This is a genomic window from Scytonema sp. PRP1 (assembly GCF_036697665.2).
Lineage (GTDB): Bacteria > Cyanobacteriota > Cyanobacteriia > Cyanobacteriales > Nostocaceae > Kalymmatonema > Kalymmatonema gypsitolerans.
This window is the reverse complement of record NZ_JBAHYJ020000113.1, coordinates 283,481-300,956: the sequence shown is the minus strand read 5'-3', so window position 1 is coordinate 300,956 and position 17,476 is coordinate 283,481. Positions and strand designations below refer to the sequence as shown.

Genomic DNA, 17,476 nt, shown 5'->3' with positions numbered 1-17,476 from the left:
TGAACGTTTGATGAATACAGATGCTGTGTCTGGTTCTCAGTTAAATGCTGGGAACTGGTGGAAAATTCTATCTTTAGCCTTGCTTGTATGTGTTATTTGTACGCAGCCTACTTTGGCACAACAGAAAGAGAGGATGTTGCGTACTCTAAATGTCAATGGTCGTGGAATCGAGACAATTCCTACAACTCTGTCTCAAGTCAGTTTGGGGGTGGAGGTTCAGGGGAAAACAGCACAGGAGGTACAACAAGAGGCTGCTCGCAGGTCCGAAGCTGTGGTAGCTTTATTAAAGAGCCGTAATGTGGAAAAATTACAAACAACTGGTATTACTCTTAACCCAATTTATAGTTACACCAATAACGTGCAGCGTATCACAGGGTATGCTGCTTCCAATGTCGTGAGTTTTCGCATTCCCACTGACCGCGCTGGAACTCTGTTAGATGAAGCCGTCAAAGCTGGTGCAACTCAAATTAGCGGCATTAGTTTTGTGGCTAGCGAACAAGCGATCGCCAAAGCAAGACAACAAGCATTAACAGAAGCAACCCAAGATGCTCAACAACAAGCTCAAGCTGTTTTAAGTGCTTTGGGTTTTCAGCCTAAGGAAGTGGTCGGTATTGAGGTGAATGGTGCTAGTTCACCTCCGCCACCGCCACGACCTCTGTTGCGTGCTGAATCTGCTAAGCTAGCTTCCCAAGACGCTTCCACTCCTATTGTTGGAGGTGAGCAACAGGTGGAAGCTACAGTGACTTTGCAAATTAGTTATTGAAAAGAACTCAGGAATCAGGAGTCAGTACTCAGAAGAATTTCTGAGGAGTGAAACTTCCTGTATTGATTTCTCTAAATATTCTCAATTCTGAGTTCTGTGTTCTGAGTTCTCTTCCATACTTAAAAATTTTCAGGGTTCATATCTACTCCAGCTTCTTCCGCATCCCGTTTAGAACCCAATAATTGCAGTTGATCCACGAGGATGACGGGTGTGGAGCGATTTGCTCCTGTGGCGCGATCGCTCCAAGTATCAAATTTTAAGGAACCTTTGACGGCAATTTGTTTGCCTTTACGCACGTAATCACCAGCCACCTGCGCTGTTTTTCCCCATAATTCCAGATTGAACCAATCAGTATGTTCGCTGTCTCTTGTGCGCCGATTAACAGCTAATGTTAATTTACACTTAACGCTACCTGACTCGAAATACTTCATATCCGGGTCAGTTCCTACACGACCGATCAGGGTAACGATATTTATGCTCATGTGCGTTTTTTGCAGTACAAACGTACTTGTATTGTGAATACCATAATAGCGAATTGCTAGACCACTAGCAGAGCGTTAAATAAAAAACAATTATCATTACTTAGAGAAATGATATAAATTACTCTGATCAAACTCCAAAACGATACGGATACGTTTATGCAGTCGGAGAATATAAAACAGTAGAAGCTTGAGACTGGTTAAAGATTCTAAAAAGAATATATAAAAACATAATCTACTTTACTAGACTCAGGTCAATAAAAGTAATAGAATCCTGCACAATTCTCAATAACAGTAAAAGTTAAAAAGTATTTAATTAGGGGGCGTAGAGACGCGTGGGCCTTTTTCGTAAATTTTCCTTATCGCGGGATATGGGTATCGACCTCGGTACCGCTAACACCCTCGTTTATGTATCAGGTAAAGGCATTGTTCTCCAAGAACCTTCCGTAGTGGCGATCGACCAAAACGAAAAGGTAGCGCTAGCAGTTGGAGAAGAGGCAAAAAAAATGCTCGGGCGGACTCCTGGGAATGTGATTGCGCTGCGCCCCTTGCGCGATGGTGTAATCGCTGACTTCGATACAGCGGAGCTGATGCTCAAAAGCTTTATCCAGAGAGTAAATGAGGGCAAATCCCTAGTATTACCTAGAATTGTCATTGGTATTCCCAGTGGAGTCACAGGGGTAGAAAGAAGAGCAGTCATGGATGCTGCAACTCAAGCTGGTGCAAGAGAAGTTTATTTGATTGATGAGCCTGTGGCTGCAGCAATTGGGGCAGGATTACCCGTCGCTGAACCAACAGGCAATATGATAATCGATATTGGTGGTGGCACAACAGAAGTTGCTGTCTTGAGTCTCCAAGGGACAGTCATTTCTGAATCAGTACGCATTGCTGGAGATGAACTGACTGAAGCCATCATGCAGTATCTGAAAAAAGTTCATAATTTAGTGATAGGCGAACGTACTGCTGAGGACATCAAAATTCGCATTGGGTCGGCATATCCCACTCATGATGATGATGATGCCATGATGGAAGTCCGAGGCTTGCACCTGCTTTCTGGTCTACCGCGAACAGTCTCAATCAAGGGACCAGAAATTCGTGAAAGTATGGCGGAACCGTTGTCGGTGATTATTGAAGCGGTGAAGCGGACTTTGGAACGTACACCTCCAGAATTGGCAGCAGACATTATTGACCGAGGAATTATGCTAGCTGGCGGAGGTGCCTTGCTGAAAGGATTGGATACCCTGATCAGTCATGAAACCGGAATTGTGACACACATTGCCGCTGACCCATTAAGCTGTGTTGTACTGGGAACAGGTCGGGTGTTAGAAAATTTCAAGCAGTTGGAAAGGGTTTTCAGCGGACGTTCTCGCAATTTGTAGCAAAAACTGCGCAATATCAGATATTGGGTTCAATATAGAATCCAATATCCTTAGTAATATTACGGCTAGAAAAGGTTTCTTATGTTTACGGCACGTCGGTGGTGGGAGAGCAAAGGGTTACAAATAGGGTTGCTAGGTGTAATAGTTGGGAGTGCTTTGGTACTTAGACAGACTCAAGGTGCGCTTCTGTTTGAGGTATACCAGGGTGTGACTCGTCCAATCCAGATGTTGCAGACAGCACCACCTCAAGAAGAACGCTTCAGGGATGCTCGGTTGTTAGAACTCCAAACCCGGGTAGTAGAACTGGAAAGCCAAAATAAAAAGTTAAAACAGTTATTACGCTATGTGGAAAAGGAACCGCTCGCATCGCGCCCAATTCCAGCGCGAGTGACGGGACGTGGTGCTGACAACTGGTGGCAACAAGTCACCCTCAATCGCGGCAGCCTTGCAGGTATCCAAGAAGGTTATGTTGTCAAGGCTGATGGTGGATTGGTGGGTCTAATAGAAAGTGTGAGTCCCAATACCAGCCGCGTACTGTTAATTAGTGACCTCAAGAGTCAAGTGGGTGTCACAGTGAGTCGCACAGGAGCAAAGGGGGTTTTGCGGGGAGATTCTTCTGCTGATGCAGTCCTGGAATTTTATGAAAAAGTCCCAAATGTTAAACCTGGAGATGTAATTGCCACATCTGCCTATAGTAAGAGATTTCCTTCGGGATTGGCTGTAGGACGGGTGAAGTCGTTGGATTTGAAGAAACTTCCAGCATCTGTGGCGAAGGTGGAACTTTTTCCACCGATACGCTCTTTGGATTGGGTGACAGTGTATCCGAAGGCAGAAAACCAGCAGTCAGAAAATATCGGTTCGGCAAAACCACAATAAGAAGAACACAGTATACAGAACTCAGAATTCAGAATTGCTCCAAAGTATGTGCTAGAGCTTTCAAAGAATAAAGAATCTTATTATTTATTCTCGGTTTTGACTCCTGAGTTCTTTAAAATTTAATGAAAATTCTTAGAAAAAATGAGGATTCCGGAATCACGGGGTAATAAACACAAAAAACCAAAATCGCCAAAGCGAAAGTCCATAATTCAAATCAGCCCCCTTTCTCGTTGGCATCCGCGCTTACGTTTAGCGACTGATTGGGCGATAACGGTTGGCTCAGTGTTGCTCTGCTTACTGATGCTGCTCATCCGTTTCCCCGGTATGGAATTATTGGGAATTGGACCAAACTGGTTGTTGATTTGGGTGGTTGCTTGGAGTGTCAAGCGCACAGCCTTTCAAGGCCTATTTGCAGGTGTTGTATTAGGGCTGCTTCAAGATTCTATGACATCGCCTGACCCAACTCATGCTCTGAGCTTGGGGGTGGTAGGAGCTCTGACTGGGATGCTACAAAAGCAGCGTTTTATACAAGAAGACTTTATTTCTATTGCCTTGATTGTGTTTGCTATGGCAGTGTTGTCTGAGACAATTTTTGCATGGCAATTGATTTTAATGGGCGATCGCAATGCAGCAGACATTTGGACATACTTCCAGAAAGTCGCCCTTGCCTCTGCGATTCTCAGTAGCCTGTGGGCACCAGTGGTTTATTTTCCTTTAAAGCGTTGGTGGCGGCGGCTAAAATTGGCGGAACAGCCGTGAACAATTCAAAATTAAAAATTCAAAATTCAAAATGTTCTAACCAAGAACCAAGTGCGGAGTGTGGATAATCTGGGCTTAAACCCCCAGAAAAGAGTGAGTGAGGAGTGAGGAGTCACATAAGTTGACCCTCACTCCTAAATTTTTTTGGAATTTCAGTATCCTCTGGCAAGATGGATTAAAGCTAGAGTTATGTGAAATCGCAATTATCACAGAAGCTGGTTTCAGTTGAGGGTTTTCCAACAAATAAATTATCCAATGTTGTCGGGTGGGTCAGAAAGCCCGCCCAGTTTATAGGACGGGCGGGAATCCCATCCCACAAAAAAAGTTGGATATTTTTTAATTTGGAAGTCCCTGATATCATGTCCGGTTAATTAGTTATGATTTCCACGTTAACTGCACCCCACCCCGCGCCGCCCCTCCCCGCTTGCGGTCCGGGGAGGTGAAGCGCAGCTTTACCGGGGTGGGGTTATTCGGGTAATGATAAGTATTTAACCGGACTTGATATGAAACAGTATTCTGTAGCTAGCGTACAAAATATTCACTCTGTTGCTAGGAATTATGGATAATTCGCCAGTGGTCGAACCAGATGCTTTTGTTGTGGGGTCAGGATTTGAGGATGGTTCAAACCCGAAGGAAATCGTAGGAACTGACTTTGACCGCGCTATGATGCAGCGGTGTTTGGAACTCGCCCGCCGCGCTTTAGGGCGCACCTCCCCAAATCCGATGGTAGGGGCGGTGATTGTCAAAGATGGAGAGATTGTTGGGGAGGGGTTTCATCCGCGTGTCGGTGAACCGCATGCAGAAGTTTTTGCCCTAAAGGCAGCAGGTGAACACGCTCGTGGAGCAACTATTTATGTTAGCCTGGAACCGTGCAATCACTACGGACGCACTCCCCCTTGTTCGGAAGCGTTGGTAGCTGCTGGGGTTGCCAAGGTAGTGGTGGGAATGGTTGATCCCAATGCACTTGTCGCTGGCGGTGGTATTGCCCGTCTACGCGCTGCGGGGATAGAAGTGCTGGTGGGTGTGGAAGAAGAAGCTTGTAAGAAGCTCAATGAAGGCTTTGTCCATCGCATTCTTCACCATCGACCTTTTGGCATTTTAAAATATGCCATGACTTTGGATGGTAAAATTGCTACGACAACAGGTCATAGTGCTTGGGTGACAAATCAAGATGCCCGTAGCGAAGTTCATCAACTGCGAGCAGCTTGTGATGCGATCATTGTTGGTGGAAATACAGTTAGACAAGATAATCCTTATTTAACCAGCCATCGCGAAGGGGCACATAATCCTCTACGGGTGGTGATGAGCCGCACTCTTAACTTACCGGAAAAGGCTCACCTATGGCAAACCGCAGAGGCTCCCACTTTGGTTTTGACAGACAAAGGAGCCAACGCCGATTTTCAAGAACTGTTGCGGAACCAGGGAGTGGAAGTAGTGGAGTTAACACCACTCACACCAGAGCAAGTAATGGTGTACTTATACGAGCGGGGATTTTGCAGCGTATTGTGGGAGTGCGGTGGTATCTTAGCTGCGAGAGCGATCGCCCAAGGAGCAGTGCAAAAAGTGCTTGCCTTTATTGCTCCCAAAATCATTGGTGGTAGTAATGCCCCTACACCTGTGGGTGACTTGGGTTTTACCACCATGACTGAGGCGTTGTCCTTAGAACGTGTAGCGATCCGCGTAGTTGGTTCCGACTGTTTAGTAGAAGGTTATTTGCCGCAAAAAAGTCTTTAGTCCACTAGATTTTATAGTCCTGAGTCAAGTAACTCTTGACTCTTGACTTATTTTCTCGTGACTAAGAATACTGACGTTCTTGAGCAATATCACGGATAAGAGCCAGTCGGGATTGGATGTAGTCACTGAGGAAATCGGTTTCATGACAATCTAGCAAAGCTTGGGTTTTGATTTGTTTTACCAACCACTGCACCAAGCTAGCATCATCGAGTTGCAAGAGCGTCTTAGCTTGCGCGGTTTCCACCACAGACCAAAGCTGACGCATAATTTTGGGAGTCATTAGACCTCCATTGAAAGTTAGCCTAGCTGTTTTCAGGATACACAATTCTGTCGAGGCTTCCGGTGTGAATGTAGAAGCTGACACAAGTGTTATTGGAAACTTAATATATTGAGTTATAAATTGATAATGATTTAGAATCAAGAACTTCAAGTAACATTTGAATAAAAATTTATGTTATTGTGCGCTACTAAGTCTTGACTTTTTGCTGTTGTTGTTCTAAATCTCAACTATCTGTAGTTAGGTCTGTTTTCTTAACCTAACTGGTAGTGGTTACAAGTGCAAGATTATGAACAACTAGATTCCCGACTTCTTTAAGAAGTCGGGAATCTGAATATATTGATACTAGGGGCGATCGCTTTGCGTCATCGCCCAAAGGATAACCGCATCTCTATTTAAGCGCGAAAACGCGAGATAGCTATTTCCGGGGTTATTTCGGTAACTTGTCTATCATCTCGCCCAGTTCTTCTTTTGCATCTTTGGCAAACTGAACGCTGCTAATACTGGCGAGAATTCCTGCACCTGCGGTGAGGCTGGCTTCTGGTACTTTATTTAAATAGAGAAGTCCTACACCAGATAATGTCATCATTGCAGATGCTGCGGTTACGCCTAAAGCAAGGTTGAAAGTGAGACGTGCTTGGCGTAGTAATTCTTCAATGATTTTTTGTTCCATCTCTTGTGCATTATTATTGTTGTTGGGTTGGGGTTTGGAAAAAATATTGAAGTTCATGAGTTGTTGCCTTTTCTGGTGTATACAATTTATTGATTGACTGCGAAGCGCAAGGTTTTTTCTTAACTTGCATATTCGTATCCTATAGAGGCAACAATTCAAATTCGAGAGCAGACAGGTTGAGTGTAGATTTACGATTTGCCCTATATTTTGGGGCAGAAGGGGCAAGGTAATAAAACCTAACTGCCCTACACAGGTAAATTAAGATTCGGTATGCTTTATTAAATGCTAATACGGTTCAGATAAGGCTAGATCCCCCCTAGCCCCCCTTACAAAGGGGGGGAATCTAGCCCCCTTTTTAAGGGGGTTGGGGGATCTTTAAGGATTAACATCACTAACGGAACCGTATTGTATTAAATGCCTGGATTCATCAATCTGTTTTATCTATGCTGCAATCCGATAAGGTTCAATCTAGCGAAGAAGGCAAAAATAGACTGAGAAATGCCTATAAAGAAGCAGGTTTGACTATAGAAAAGCTTGCAGATGAAGCACAAGTTTCTAGTGACACAATTAAACGTTTATTAGGTACAAAAGACTGCCCAAATGGAGTTGAAAAACGACAAGTTATAAATATTGCTAAAGTTTTAAAGATTAAACCAACTGATATAGTTGATTCAAAAGATTGGTATCCGCAGCAAATTCCACCAGAATTTGAGCGATTAATCAAAGACAAAACAGAGTCATTTTGTGGTAGAAAATTTGTCTTTGATGCTATTGAAGAGTTCTTCAGCAAAAACCCCAATGGCTACTTTAGTGTCGTAGGTGATGCAGGAATGGGGAAAAGTGCGATCGCTGCTAAGTACATATTAGACAACCCAGAAGCAATTTGCTTTTTCAATGTTCGTGCTGAGGGGATGAATCGCCCGGAATTGTTCTTGAAAAAAATTCGCCAACAATTGATCAGTCGTTACCAGTTACAGGATGCAGCAGATGCTGATTTATCAACTTTGCTAGCCAAAGCTAGCGAAAAAATTATTGCTGGTGAACGCCTGATAATTGTTGTTGATGCACTGGATGAAGTTGACCAAGAATCGACCGGAAACCTTTTATATTTGCCTACTATTCTTCCAGAAAACGTTTACTTTCTGCTAACAAGAAGACCGTATAACCAGAATGAGAAAAGGTTGAATGTTTCACCTAGTGTTCCCACCCAGCAATTAGACTTAAGAGACTACGCCGAAAGGAGTAGCCAGGATGTGAAAGAGTATATTTGGCTATTGCTCAATGATAGAGAATATAAACAGGGTTTGAGTCTGTGGATTCAAAAGCAAAACCATGTTTCTACTGCTGACTTTGTGGAAGAAGTAGCGACGAAAAGCGAAAATAATTTTATGTATTTGCGCTGGGTTTTGCAAGCAATCGCTGAAGGTTTTTACAATAATAAACCTCTGGATGAATTACCTGTAGGTTTACAAGGATATTATGAAAACCACTGGCAACTCATGGGTATGACAACCAAGCCTTTACCGAAAAATAAAATCAAGATTGTCTATGTAATGTGTGCGTTACGTAGCGCTGCTTCCCGTGAAGTGATTGCCAAATATTCTAAGCAGAATGACTTGATTGTGCAGGAAGTTCTTGATGGGTGGGCGCAATTTTTGCAGAAGCAGGAAAATTATCAACCACCGCGTTACAGGTTTTATCACGAAAGTTTCCGAGATTTTTTGCATCGCCAGGATATTGTGCAGGCGGCGGGGGTGAATTTACCAAATATCAGCGCCGAAGTTGCCGATAATATGACAGAAGGACTTTTTGGCTATGAGTAATCTTCGCGCCTGGTTAGCTGAAAAGTCATCGGAAGAAGAAGAACATTTCTTGGGTGAAGTTCCACGTTTGTGGTTAGAAGGTGGCCAAGTTAATAAATTATGCTGTTTGTTGACTGATTTTGACTTTATAGAAGCAAAAATTAATCATCCTCAATTTGGCGTGCTGGCGCTGATTGAAGATTATGATTTGATTGAAGATGCAGAATTATTAACTCACCCAGAATACGACTCCAAAATTGTTGAAGCGCTGAAATTAATTCAAGGGGCGTTGCGACTATCGGCACATATTTTAATTCAAGATACAAAGGAATTAGCAGGGCAATTGTCAGGGCGTTTGCTGTACTTTGATGCACCGGAAATTCAAGGGTTGCTGCAACAGATATCGCAAACCAAAACCACTTGCTTGCGTACGTTGACAGCTAGCTTAACTCCCCCTAGTGGATCCTTACTCCGCACCCTCACGGGTCATAATGACTGGGTTAATGCAGTCGCTGTGACTCCTGATGGCAAATACGCGATTTCTGGTTCAGATGACGATACACTCAAAGTCTGGGATTTGCGCTCTGGCAAACAAAAGTTCACCTTCACAGGTCATAGTTCCAAGGTTAATGCAGTTGCCATCACTTCTGATAGCAAATACGCGATTTCTGGTTCAGATGACAAAACTCTCAAAGTCTGGGATTTGGAATCCTGGGAAGAATTGTGTACCCTCAATGGTCATAGTGACTGGGTTAATGCAGTCACCGTCACTCCTGATAGCAAATACGCAATTTCTGGTTCAGATGACAAAACTCTCAAAGTTTGGCATTTGCACTCCGGGGAAGAACTATGTACCATCAGTGGTCATAGTTCTAGGGTTAATGTAGTCGCTGTTACTAGCGATGGCAAATACATAATTTCTGGTTCAGGTGATATATTCTCTAGTTCATCTGACAATACACTTAAAGTCTGGGATTTGCAATCCTGGGAAGAACTACGTACCCTCACAGGTCATAATTATGCGGTTAATGCAATCACCGTGACTCCTAATGGCAAATACGTGATTTCTGGTTCATCTGACGATACACTCAAAGTCTGGGATTTGGAATCTTGGGAAGAATTGTGTACCCTTAGTGGTCATAGTAACTGGGTTAATGCAGTCGCCGTCACTCCTAATGGCAAATACGTGATTTCTGGTTCATCTGACGATACACTCAAAGTCTGGGATTTGCACTCTGGCAAAGAAAAATTTACCCTTAGTGGTCATAGTGACTGGGTTAATGCAGTCGCCGTCACTCCTAATGGCAAATACGTGATTTCTGGTTCATCTGACGATACACTCAAAGTCTGGGATTTGTACTCTGGGAAACAAAAGTTTATCCTCACGGAGGATAGTTCCAAGATTAATGCAGTCGCCGTCACTCCTAATAGCAAATACGTGATTTCTGGTTCATCTGACGATACACTCAAAGTCTGGGATTTGTACTCAGGGAAACAAAAATTTATCCTCACGGAGGATAATTTCAACATAAATGGAGTTGCCGTCAGTTTTGATAACGAATACGTAATTTCTGGTTTATCTGACGCTCCACTCAAAGTTTGGGATTTGCAATCCTGGGAAAATTTATGTGACCACACGCATCATCTTAACTGGGTTAAGGCAGTCGCCATCACTCCTAATGGTGAATACGTGATTTTTAATTTAGATGACAACACACTCAAAGTCTGGGATTTCTACTCTGGCAAACAAAAGTTCACCCTCACAGATCATAGTTCTAAAGTTAATGCAGTCGCTGTTACTCCTGATCGCGAATACGTAATTTCTGGCTCATATGACTGTACACTTAAAGTCTGGAATTCTCAATCCTGGGAAGAATTGTGTACCCTTGAGGGTCATGGTTCCACGGTTAATACAGTCGCCGTCACTCCTGATAGCAAATATGTAATTTCTGGCTCATATGACTGTACACTTAAAGTCTGGGATTTGCACTCTGGCAAAGAAAAATTTACCCTTAGCGGTCATCGTGACTCGGTTAATGCAGCCGCTCTCGCTCCTGATGGCAGATACGTGGTTTCTGGTTCATCTGACGATACACTCAAAGTCTGGGACTTGCACTCTAGAAAAAAAATTGCCAGTTTCACTGGAGAAAGTGCAATTAGATGCTGCGCCGTTGCCCCAGATGGCGTAACAATTGTAGCAGGCGAAGCATCCGGGCGCTTGCATTTCCTCCGTCTAGAAGGCATGGAGGCGTAACTATGAATACTCCACCTTCCCAAACCCCCATCAATTCCGCTTCCTACCCAACCCAATTTCAACAAGTCATTCTCGAAAAAAGCCAAAATTTTATCGATCGCCCTTTTATCTTCACCGCCATCAGCGACTTTCTCCACCGTCACAAGCGGGGTTACTTCACCATTGTTGGTGTACCCGGTAGCGGCAAAAGTGCTATCCTCGGCAAGTATGTGACTCAAAACAGTAATGTTGTTTATTACAACGCCCAAGTTGAGGGCAAAAATCGGACTTCAGAATTTCTCACAACTGTCTGCACCAACCTTGTAGAGACGTTATATGTAACGTCTCTACAAGATGAAACGTCTCTACACCCAATACCTGACAACGCCACAGAGGGAAGTTGGTTTCTTTCGCTGCTACTCCAGAAAATTAGCGATCGCCTAGAACCCCATCAACGCTTGATAATTGCTATTGATGCCTTAGACGCGATTGACCGTACGGTTCAACCCCCAGGTACAAATCTGTTTTATCTTCCCAGATATCTGCCGGATGGGGTCTATTTTATTCTCACACGCCGTCCTTTCAAAAGAGAAAAATCTGGTTTGTTGATTGAAGTACCGTCGCAAGTTCTTGATTTATCGGAATATCCGGAACAGAATCGGGAAGATGTGCAAGCATACATTCGGCAGTACCTCACCCCCAGCCCCTCTCGGCAAGCAGAGAGGGGAGTAGAAAGTGGGGATAGTTCACATATACGTGAGGAAGAATTGATTGCACGCCTCACTACGGAAAGCGAAAATAATTTTATGTATCTGCACCATATTTTGAATGCCATTGCTGAGGGTTTTTACTCCGAACCCTACCAGTTTGATAGAATTCCCCCAGGTTTAGTTGCCTATTACCAGCAGCATTGGCAGAAGATAAAAGGTGAGGGTTTGTCTGATGTTGCTTTGAAAGTGCTGGGTGTCCTGACTTCTGGGGAAACCGCAGGAATGTCAGCAAAAGCGATTACCCAAATAATTGATGAAGATGAATATGATGTGGCGGAAATTCTAGAACATTGGCTTGAGTTCCTACAGCAGGGCGTCGGCAAAGAAACCACTTACAGCTTATATCATTCTCACTTTCGGGTTTGGCTGGGTAAAAAAATTAGTAACTCGTAATGATTTACAGATTAGGAATTATCGAGTCATGAGTCGAAATCAAGAGATTTTTTGCAAAAGTATGATGAAGTGGGTTTGTGGAATGAAAATGAACCATCGTAGGATGGGTTAGCGATAGCGTAACCCATGCTGAAGGAATTGATGCGTTACGGCTGCGCCTAACACATCCTACGTTTAATTATGTGCGCTTACTTAATAGATATTTAGAACCACACATGGACACAGATAAATAACTAGTGTTAATCGGTGTGCATCTGTGGTTTGATTTTCCAAAAGATTAACTTTTGCAAGAGGTTTAACCAATCAAACCAGATAACGAAAGTCAAAACAAGTGTACTATAAAAAACTAAGAGCCTACTGTGTAGATTGCATCCAAACCTAAGGTGCCATGCCTAAACGCCTTCTAGTGGTCGAATCCCCCGGTAAAGTCAAAAAGCTCAGTCAAATTCTGGGTTCGGAGTGGATTGTTCGTGCTAGTTGCGGTCACATTCGAGAACTCAGCGATGAAGGTGAGGATTCGCTGGGTTTTACCTTGGATGGCAGTAGTGTACAATGTCGTTATGTACCCCGCAACCAGCAAGCAAAGGAAACGATTCAACAACTTAAGGCTGCGGTTCGCCAGGTCAAGGAAGTTGTCTTAGCGACTGATCCAGATCGAGAAGGAGAAACGATCGCTTGGCATCTCAAGGAAGCTTTGGGTTTGAAAGCACCGAAACGAGTCGTCTACACGGAGATTACAGAGTCTGCGGTGAAAAGTGCGATCGCCAATCCTAGAGAACTTGATCTTAACTTGGTGGGAGCAGGATTGTGCCGCGATTGTCTTGACAAACTCGTCGGTTACAAGGGAAGCCCGCTGGTTTGGGCGTTGAATAATGGCGCGAAGAGTGTCGGACGCGTTCAAAGTGCTACCCTGCACCTGATTTGCCAGCGCGAGAGGGAAATTCAGTCTTTTGTGCCGCAAGATTATTGGAGTGTCTGGGTTGATTATGCGGAAGGATTCCGCGCTTTCTACAAAGGTAAGGTGGATACTCCGTCGGAATCACCACAGGAAGCTGAAGTTCATGATGACGCCGCAGTTAACAGCACAGAAGCAACCGAGTCTACTCGCGTTCTTTCGGAAGCAGAAGCAACACACTTAGTTGAGGAAGCGAAACGCTATCCTCACCAAATTGTCCAATACGAGGGGAAAATCGCCAACCGCCAACCACCTCCACCCTTTATCACTTCTACTCTTCAGCAAGCTGCTGGTTCGAGGTTGAAATTTGCTCCTGAAAAAACTATGCAGGTGGCTCAAAAGTTGTATGAGGCGGGGTTAATTACATATATGCGGACTGATTCAGTTATGCTGAGTCCAGAGTTCTGCGCGAGTGCCCGCAAGTGGTTAGAGCAGAATGATCCGCAGAATGTGCCGCCTTCTGTTGCTAGACATCGTAGCAATAAAACCGCTCAGGAAGCTCATGAAGCAATCCGACCAACGGATGTGTTTCGCCCTTCAACTGAATTGCGAGTACAACTTTCTACAGACGAGTTTAACTTGTATGTCTTGATTTGGAAACGGGCGATCGCCTCCCAATGTCGCGCTGCACAACTCCGGAAAACTCTCGTCATCACTCAGTCTGGTCAAATTCTCTGGCAAGCGAGAGGACAAGTCATAGAGTTTTACGGTTATGCCCGGTACTGGTCGAACCTGAGCAAGGATACAATGCTGCCAAACTTGCAACAAGCGCAGATGCTGACTTTGGAGAATGCAGGTCACGAGAAGAAAAAGACCCAGCCGCCACCCCGCTACAGCGAACCAAAACTCGTACAACTGATGGAGCGTAAAGGCATTGGTCGTCCTAGTACTTATTCTCCCACAATTGCGACGCTTAAGAAACGAAGTTATGTCCAGCTCACAAAAGAAAACCTACAGCCGACAACTTTAGGACTAGAAGTCGATGCTTTTTTGCAGAAGGCATTACCAGATTTGTTGCAAACAGAATTTACGGCAAAGATGGAGGATGCCTTAGACGCAATTGCTTCCGGGAAACAGCCTTGGCAGCACTACCTGACAAATTGGAACCAGAATTATTTTGCACCAGCTTTGGCAAAAGCAAAAACTGTCGTTGTCAGTTCAGTTGTCAGTTCATCAAATGAGGCGAAAGCTTCTCCTGTGGCTGAACGCAAATTTCAGACTTCCAGAACTCGTTGCCCTCAGTGTAAGAATTACTTAGCGAAAATTCCCAGCAATAAAGTTACAAAGAAATACTTCCTCAAATGTCTCAGCGGGTGTGAAGATACCGTCCTGTTTTGGAGCGATCGCACGAAGACTTGGGAAGCACCTCGTTCTCAAGCAGTCAAATCAGCAAATTCCGCAAACTCTCCAGTCAAGATAACGACATATCCCTGTCCTGTGTGTAAGAAACCTCTGGAGGAGTACAGTTATACGAAAGACGGACAGAGTAAGACAATGCTTCGCTGTTCCGATTCTAAGTCCCGCAATGACCAGAAACATAAGGATGTCGCTTATTTTACCACTGCAAAAGGGTGGTGGAGTCCCAAGTTTGGGGAGTTGAAGTGTTAACCCACTGCTTGTTATTAGTGATAAAGTAAATCTTAAATATCACATTTCCGCCATTGTCTGAATCACGGATTGATACGGATTACGACATTACACAGATGATTAAGATGAAGTAGACAGGTTATTCATGAGATTCTTTGCTGTGCAAGTAAGTTTTTTCCGTGTCATCCTTTAATCCGTCTAATCCGTGTTCTACATTACAAGCCTTTTGAAGGTTAGGCTTTTGCTACCAAAATTTATCAGTAATCCAACTTCTAATCTATAGGCTTTTAAATAGTTGAGCGCTTGGGCTAGGTGAACATCTTCGAGTTGGATGACGGCTTTTAGTTCTACGAGTATTTTGTTTTCAACTACAAAGTCGGCTCTGCGTGTACCGATAGGTTCGAGTAGGTTTTTATAGTAAATGTGCTGTTCTATTTCGCGGGCAAATTCTAGTCTTGCTTGACGCATCTCGTAGCTTAGAGCGCGTTGGTAGATAACTTCTTGGAAGCCGTTGCCTAAAAATTTATGGACTTCAAAGGAGGCTCCAATAATTTTTTGGGTGATGTCAGCGTATTTTAAGCTACTCATTTTCTTCTAAATCACGGATTTTGATCAATCACAAGATGACACAGATTCTAACTCCGTGTCATCCTTGAATCTGTCTAATCCGTGATTCAGACGTTTGAGGGATTACTGGAGCAATCACGTCTCCCAATATTTCGCCGCTACCCTTGATGGCTCCAAATCCTGGGCGCTGAGGTTGAGGGCTAGCAGGATAGATAATAACTAAGGGTTCCCCGTCATGGGTGACGGTTAAGGGTGTTTTGGTGGGTTGTATTTCTGTAAATAATTGTTGAAGCGTTTCGGGTAATTCGCTGGGCAGATTTTCCAGATAGTGTATGAAAATACGTAACTTATGTCCCTGAACTTCCTAAAAATGGACATCAATTCTTTAAAACTGACAATAATTATTTAATGTACACATGGAGAATACGAGATTCGAACTCGTGACCTCTGCGGTGCGATCGCAGCACTCTACCAACTGAGCTAATTCCCCGGTTAAAGACACCCAACTTATTATAGTATCATTCACCTGTAGTACGTTGCAATTCTTTTTGAGAAAAAACTTCCTGTACCCGTTCGAGTTCCAAGTCAGTGAGATCATCCACTGTCCAGTTGCAGCAGCGTTGAAGCATATGGAATGGATAAGTATTCGCGACACCAACCACTTGCATACCCGCTTTTTTTGCGGCTTGGATACCAGCAGGAGTATCTTCAATTGCTAGACACTCATGTGGTTGAAGATTTAAATCAGGATATTTCTGGTTTAGACGTTCCACAGCAAGCAAATAACCATCTGGTTCTGGTTTACTGGTGGTAATGTCATCACCCGCGACAACAACTTGAAAGTATTCAGCCAGTTGAGTGCGATCAAGTACCACTTCTATTTCTTTGCCGATGGCATCACTGACGATTCCTAGTTTCAAATTGCAAGAACGCACTTGAGATAACAAATCATCTAAGCCAGGATACAAAGGCAGTTTTTCGATTTTTTCCAGTTCCAGAGCATACCCTTCTGCTTTGCGATGAAGCAACTGAGTTAAATAGGTATCATTAACAACACGACCACGACTAGCAAGCAACTCAGACAAACAAGAGCGATCGCTACGTCCCAAGCACACTTTGTGATACTCACCAGGCTTGAGGGTGAGGTTTTCCTCAAGCAGAAGTTGCTCTATCAGTCGCTCGTGGAGTGGCTCATCATTAATGATGACACCATTAAAATCAAAGAAAACTGCCTTTAAACTCATGCTGTTGTGTCAAAAGCTGGTGATGGAAAGCCCTGCAAATCTTCATTATCCACTTTGTTGTCTACCTGTGCAGGAGTGTAACGCCCTACATTTGTTTGAACGCTAGCATCTTCAGATAGAATTGGTTTCACCCCACTCGTAACTTGATTTATCCACCATACATCTTGGGTTTGCACCGCTTCAAATCCTGCTGCACCCATCCACGCATCCACACTTCCAGCAGTATATTCGTGAATATACGGCTCCTCAAAAACATTATTTAACCAGTCTAACTGACGCAAGGTCTTTTGATTCCCATCCAAAATCAACACTTGTCCACCCGTTACCAACAACCGGAAACATTCCCGCAAAATTGCCTGAGATACGGCTGTTGGTGTTTCGTGGAATAACAAAGAAGCTGTTACCAAGTCAAAAGAAGCATTACTGAAACTTGTCTTCTCTGCATTCCCATGTCGCCAGACAATGTCTAAACCAGCACTTTCAGCTTTATGGGAAGCACGTACCAACATATAAGGCGATAAGTCCAAACCGACGACTTCTGCTTGGGGAAAAGCCTGCTTTAACATCAAAGTTGTGGAACCTGTACCACAACCCAAGTCAAGAATTCGTCGCGGCTGTACTTTGACAGCATCAATTAAAGCCTGACGTACTATAGTTTCATTAGGCGCGAGAACATATTGGGTAATCGGATCGTAAGTAACCGCCGCACCAGAATTGAGATATCCACGCTCAATTCCATGAAAGTTTTGGCTGCTGTAGTATGCCGGAATTGCCACATCACCACGTCGAAAGCGGCTGCTTTCTGTTTCCCAGTCAACACTCTCGGCGTACCGCCGCAACGCCTCTTCATCGATAAGCAAACGCATTACAGGCGATAGAAAACGTTCCCAGATTGTATCTTGACGAACTGCCATAGGATTGTATTTGAGTTTATTGGGTTTTTTAAGGTAGTGTGATTTTATTTACAAATTTTAATATATCTCTT

General features: G+C 43.9%; 15 protein-coding genes and 1 tRNA gene. 9 read left to right on the top strand and 7 right to left on the bottom strand.

What is annotated here, in order from left to right; all coding sequences use genetic code 11:
• Positions 1-10 precede the first annotated feature (10 nt).
• Entirely contained in the window at positions 11-763 is a 753-nt protein-coding gene (locus tag V5G28_RS30805; protein ID WP_332987186.1) for an SIMPL domain-containing protein, read from the top strand.
• A gap of 119 nt (positions 764-882) precedes the next feature.
• On the opposite strand, the gene V5G28_RS30800 is transcribed toward V5G28_RS30805, so the two are convergent.
• A complete protein-coding gene (locus tag V5G28_RS30800) occupies positions 883-1,245 on the bottom strand; it encodes a single-stranded DNA-binding protein (protein WP_073636330.1) in 363 nt (120 codons plus the stop codon).
• A gap of 368 nt (positions 1,246-1,613) precedes the next feature.
• On the opposite strand from V5G28_RS30800, the gene V5G28_RS30795 reads away from it, so the two are divergent.
• The 4 genes from V5G28_RS30795 (at position 1,614) to ribD (ending at position 5,990) form a co-directional block, all read left to right on the top strand.
• Complete coding sequence (locus V5G28_RS30795) at positions 1,614-2,621, top strand: rod shape-determining protein (RefSeq protein WP_336231487.1); 1,008 nt, start codon at positions 1,614-1,616, stop codon at positions 2,619-2,621.
• 81 nt (positions 2,622-2,702) lie between these two features.
• Positions 2,703-3,497 (top strand): rod shape-determining protein MreC, encoded by a 795-nt coding sequence (gene mreC / locus V5G28_RS30790; RefSeq protein ID WP_332987185.1) that lies wholly within the window; start codon positions 2,703-2,705, stop codon positions 3,495-3,497.
• Between the two features lie 141 nt (positions 3,498-3,638).
• Positions 3,639-4,256, top strand: a complete 618-nt coding sequence (gene mreD / locus V5G28_RS30785; RefSeq protein ID WP_332987184.1) for a rod shape-determining protein MreD — start codon at positions 3,639-3,641, stop codon at positions 4,254-4,256.
• Between the two features lie 663 nt (positions 4,257-4,919).
• Positions 4,920-5,990: a bifunctional diaminohydroxyphosphoribosylaminopyrimidine deaminase/5-amino-6-(5-phosphoribosylamino)uracil reductase RibD gene (gene ribD, locus V5G28_RS30780; protein WP_442994309.1), complete on the top strand. Its 1,071-nt coding sequence runs from the start codon at positions 4,920-4,922 to the stop codon at positions 5,988-5,990.
• A gap of 61 nt (positions 5,991-6,051) precedes the next feature.
• Here ribD and V5G28_RS30775 read toward each other — a convergent pair whose 3' ends face one another.
• Together V5G28_RS30775 and V5G28_RS30770 are read right to left on the bottom strand one after the other, a co-directional pair.
• A complete protein-coding gene (locus tag V5G28_RS30775) occupies positions 6,052-6,270 on the bottom strand; it encodes a hypothetical protein (protein WP_073636335.1) in 219 nt (72 codons plus the stop codon).
• 427 nt (positions 6,271-6,697) lie between these two features.
• A complete protein-coding gene (locus V5G28_RS30770; protein WP_332987182.1) occupies positions 6,698-6,997 on the bottom strand; it encodes a TRADD-N-associated membrane domain-containing protein in 300 nt (99 codons plus the stop codon).
• Positions 6,998-7,383: 386 nt separating this feature from the next.
• Between V5G28_RS30770 and V5G28_RS30765 the strand changes: the two genes are divergently transcribed.
• The 4 genes from V5G28_RS30765 (at position 7,384) to topA (ending at position 14,701) form a co-directional block, all read left to right on the top strand.
• A complete protein-coding gene (locus V5G28_RS30765) occupies positions 7,384-8,763 on the top strand; it encodes a hypothetical protein (RefSeq protein ID WP_332987181.1) in 1,380 nt (459 codons plus the stop codon).
• Positions 8,756-10,996 carry a hypothetical protein gene (locus tag V5G28_RS30760; protein ID WP_332987180.1) on the top strand — a complete coding sequence of 747 codons (2,241 nt, stop codon included), beginning with the start codon at positions 8,756-8,758 and terminating at the stop codon, positions 10,994-10,996. Before V5G28_RS30765 ends, V5G28_RS30760 begins: the two co-directional genes overlap by 8 nt.
• Positions 10,997-10,998: 2 nt before the next feature.
• Positions 10,999-12,138, top strand: a complete 1,140-nt coding sequence (locus V5G28_RS30755) for an ATP-binding protein (RefSeq protein WP_332987179.1) — start codon at positions 10,999-11,001, stop codon at positions 12,136-12,138.
• Between the two features lie 388 nt (positions 12,139-12,526).
• The gene (topA, locus tag V5G28_RS30750) at positions 12,527-14,701 is read left to right on the top strand and encodes a type I DNA topoisomerase (RefSeq protein ID WP_332987178.1); all 2,175 of its coding nucleotides are present in this window, start codon (positions 12,527-12,529) and stop codon (positions 14,699-14,701) included.
• 189 nt (positions 14,702-14,890) lie between these two features.
• Here topA and V5G28_RS30745 read toward each other — a convergent pair whose 3' ends face one another.
• From V5G28_RS30745 to V5G28_RS30730, 4 genes are all read right to left on the bottom strand, one after another.
• On the bottom strand, positions 14,891-15,268 hold the full coding sequence (locus V5G28_RS30745) for a GxxExxY protein (RefSeq protein ID WP_041041002.1): 378 nt from the start codon (positions 15,266-15,268) through the stop codon (positions 14,891-14,893).
• A gap of 396 nt (positions 15,269-15,664) precedes the next feature.
• Positions 15,665-15,737 (bottom strand) — tRNA-Ala (locus V5G28_RS30740).
• Between the two features lie 28 nt (positions 15,738-15,765).
• Positions 15,766-16,491, bottom strand: coding sequence for an HAD family hydrolase (locus tag V5G28_RS30735; RefSeq protein ID WP_332987177.1), 726 nt, complete (start codon positions 16,489-16,491; stop codon positions 15,766-15,768).
• Positions 16,488-17,405 (bottom strand): class I SAM-dependent methyltransferase, encoded by a 918-nt coding sequence (locus tag V5G28_RS30730; RefSeq protein WP_332987176.1) that lies wholly within the window; start codon positions 17,403-17,405, stop codon positions 16,488-16,490. The genes V5G28_RS30735 and V5G28_RS30730 overlap by 4 nt, the downstream gene beginning before the upstream one ends.
• Positions 17,406-17,476: the final 71 nt, after the last annotated feature.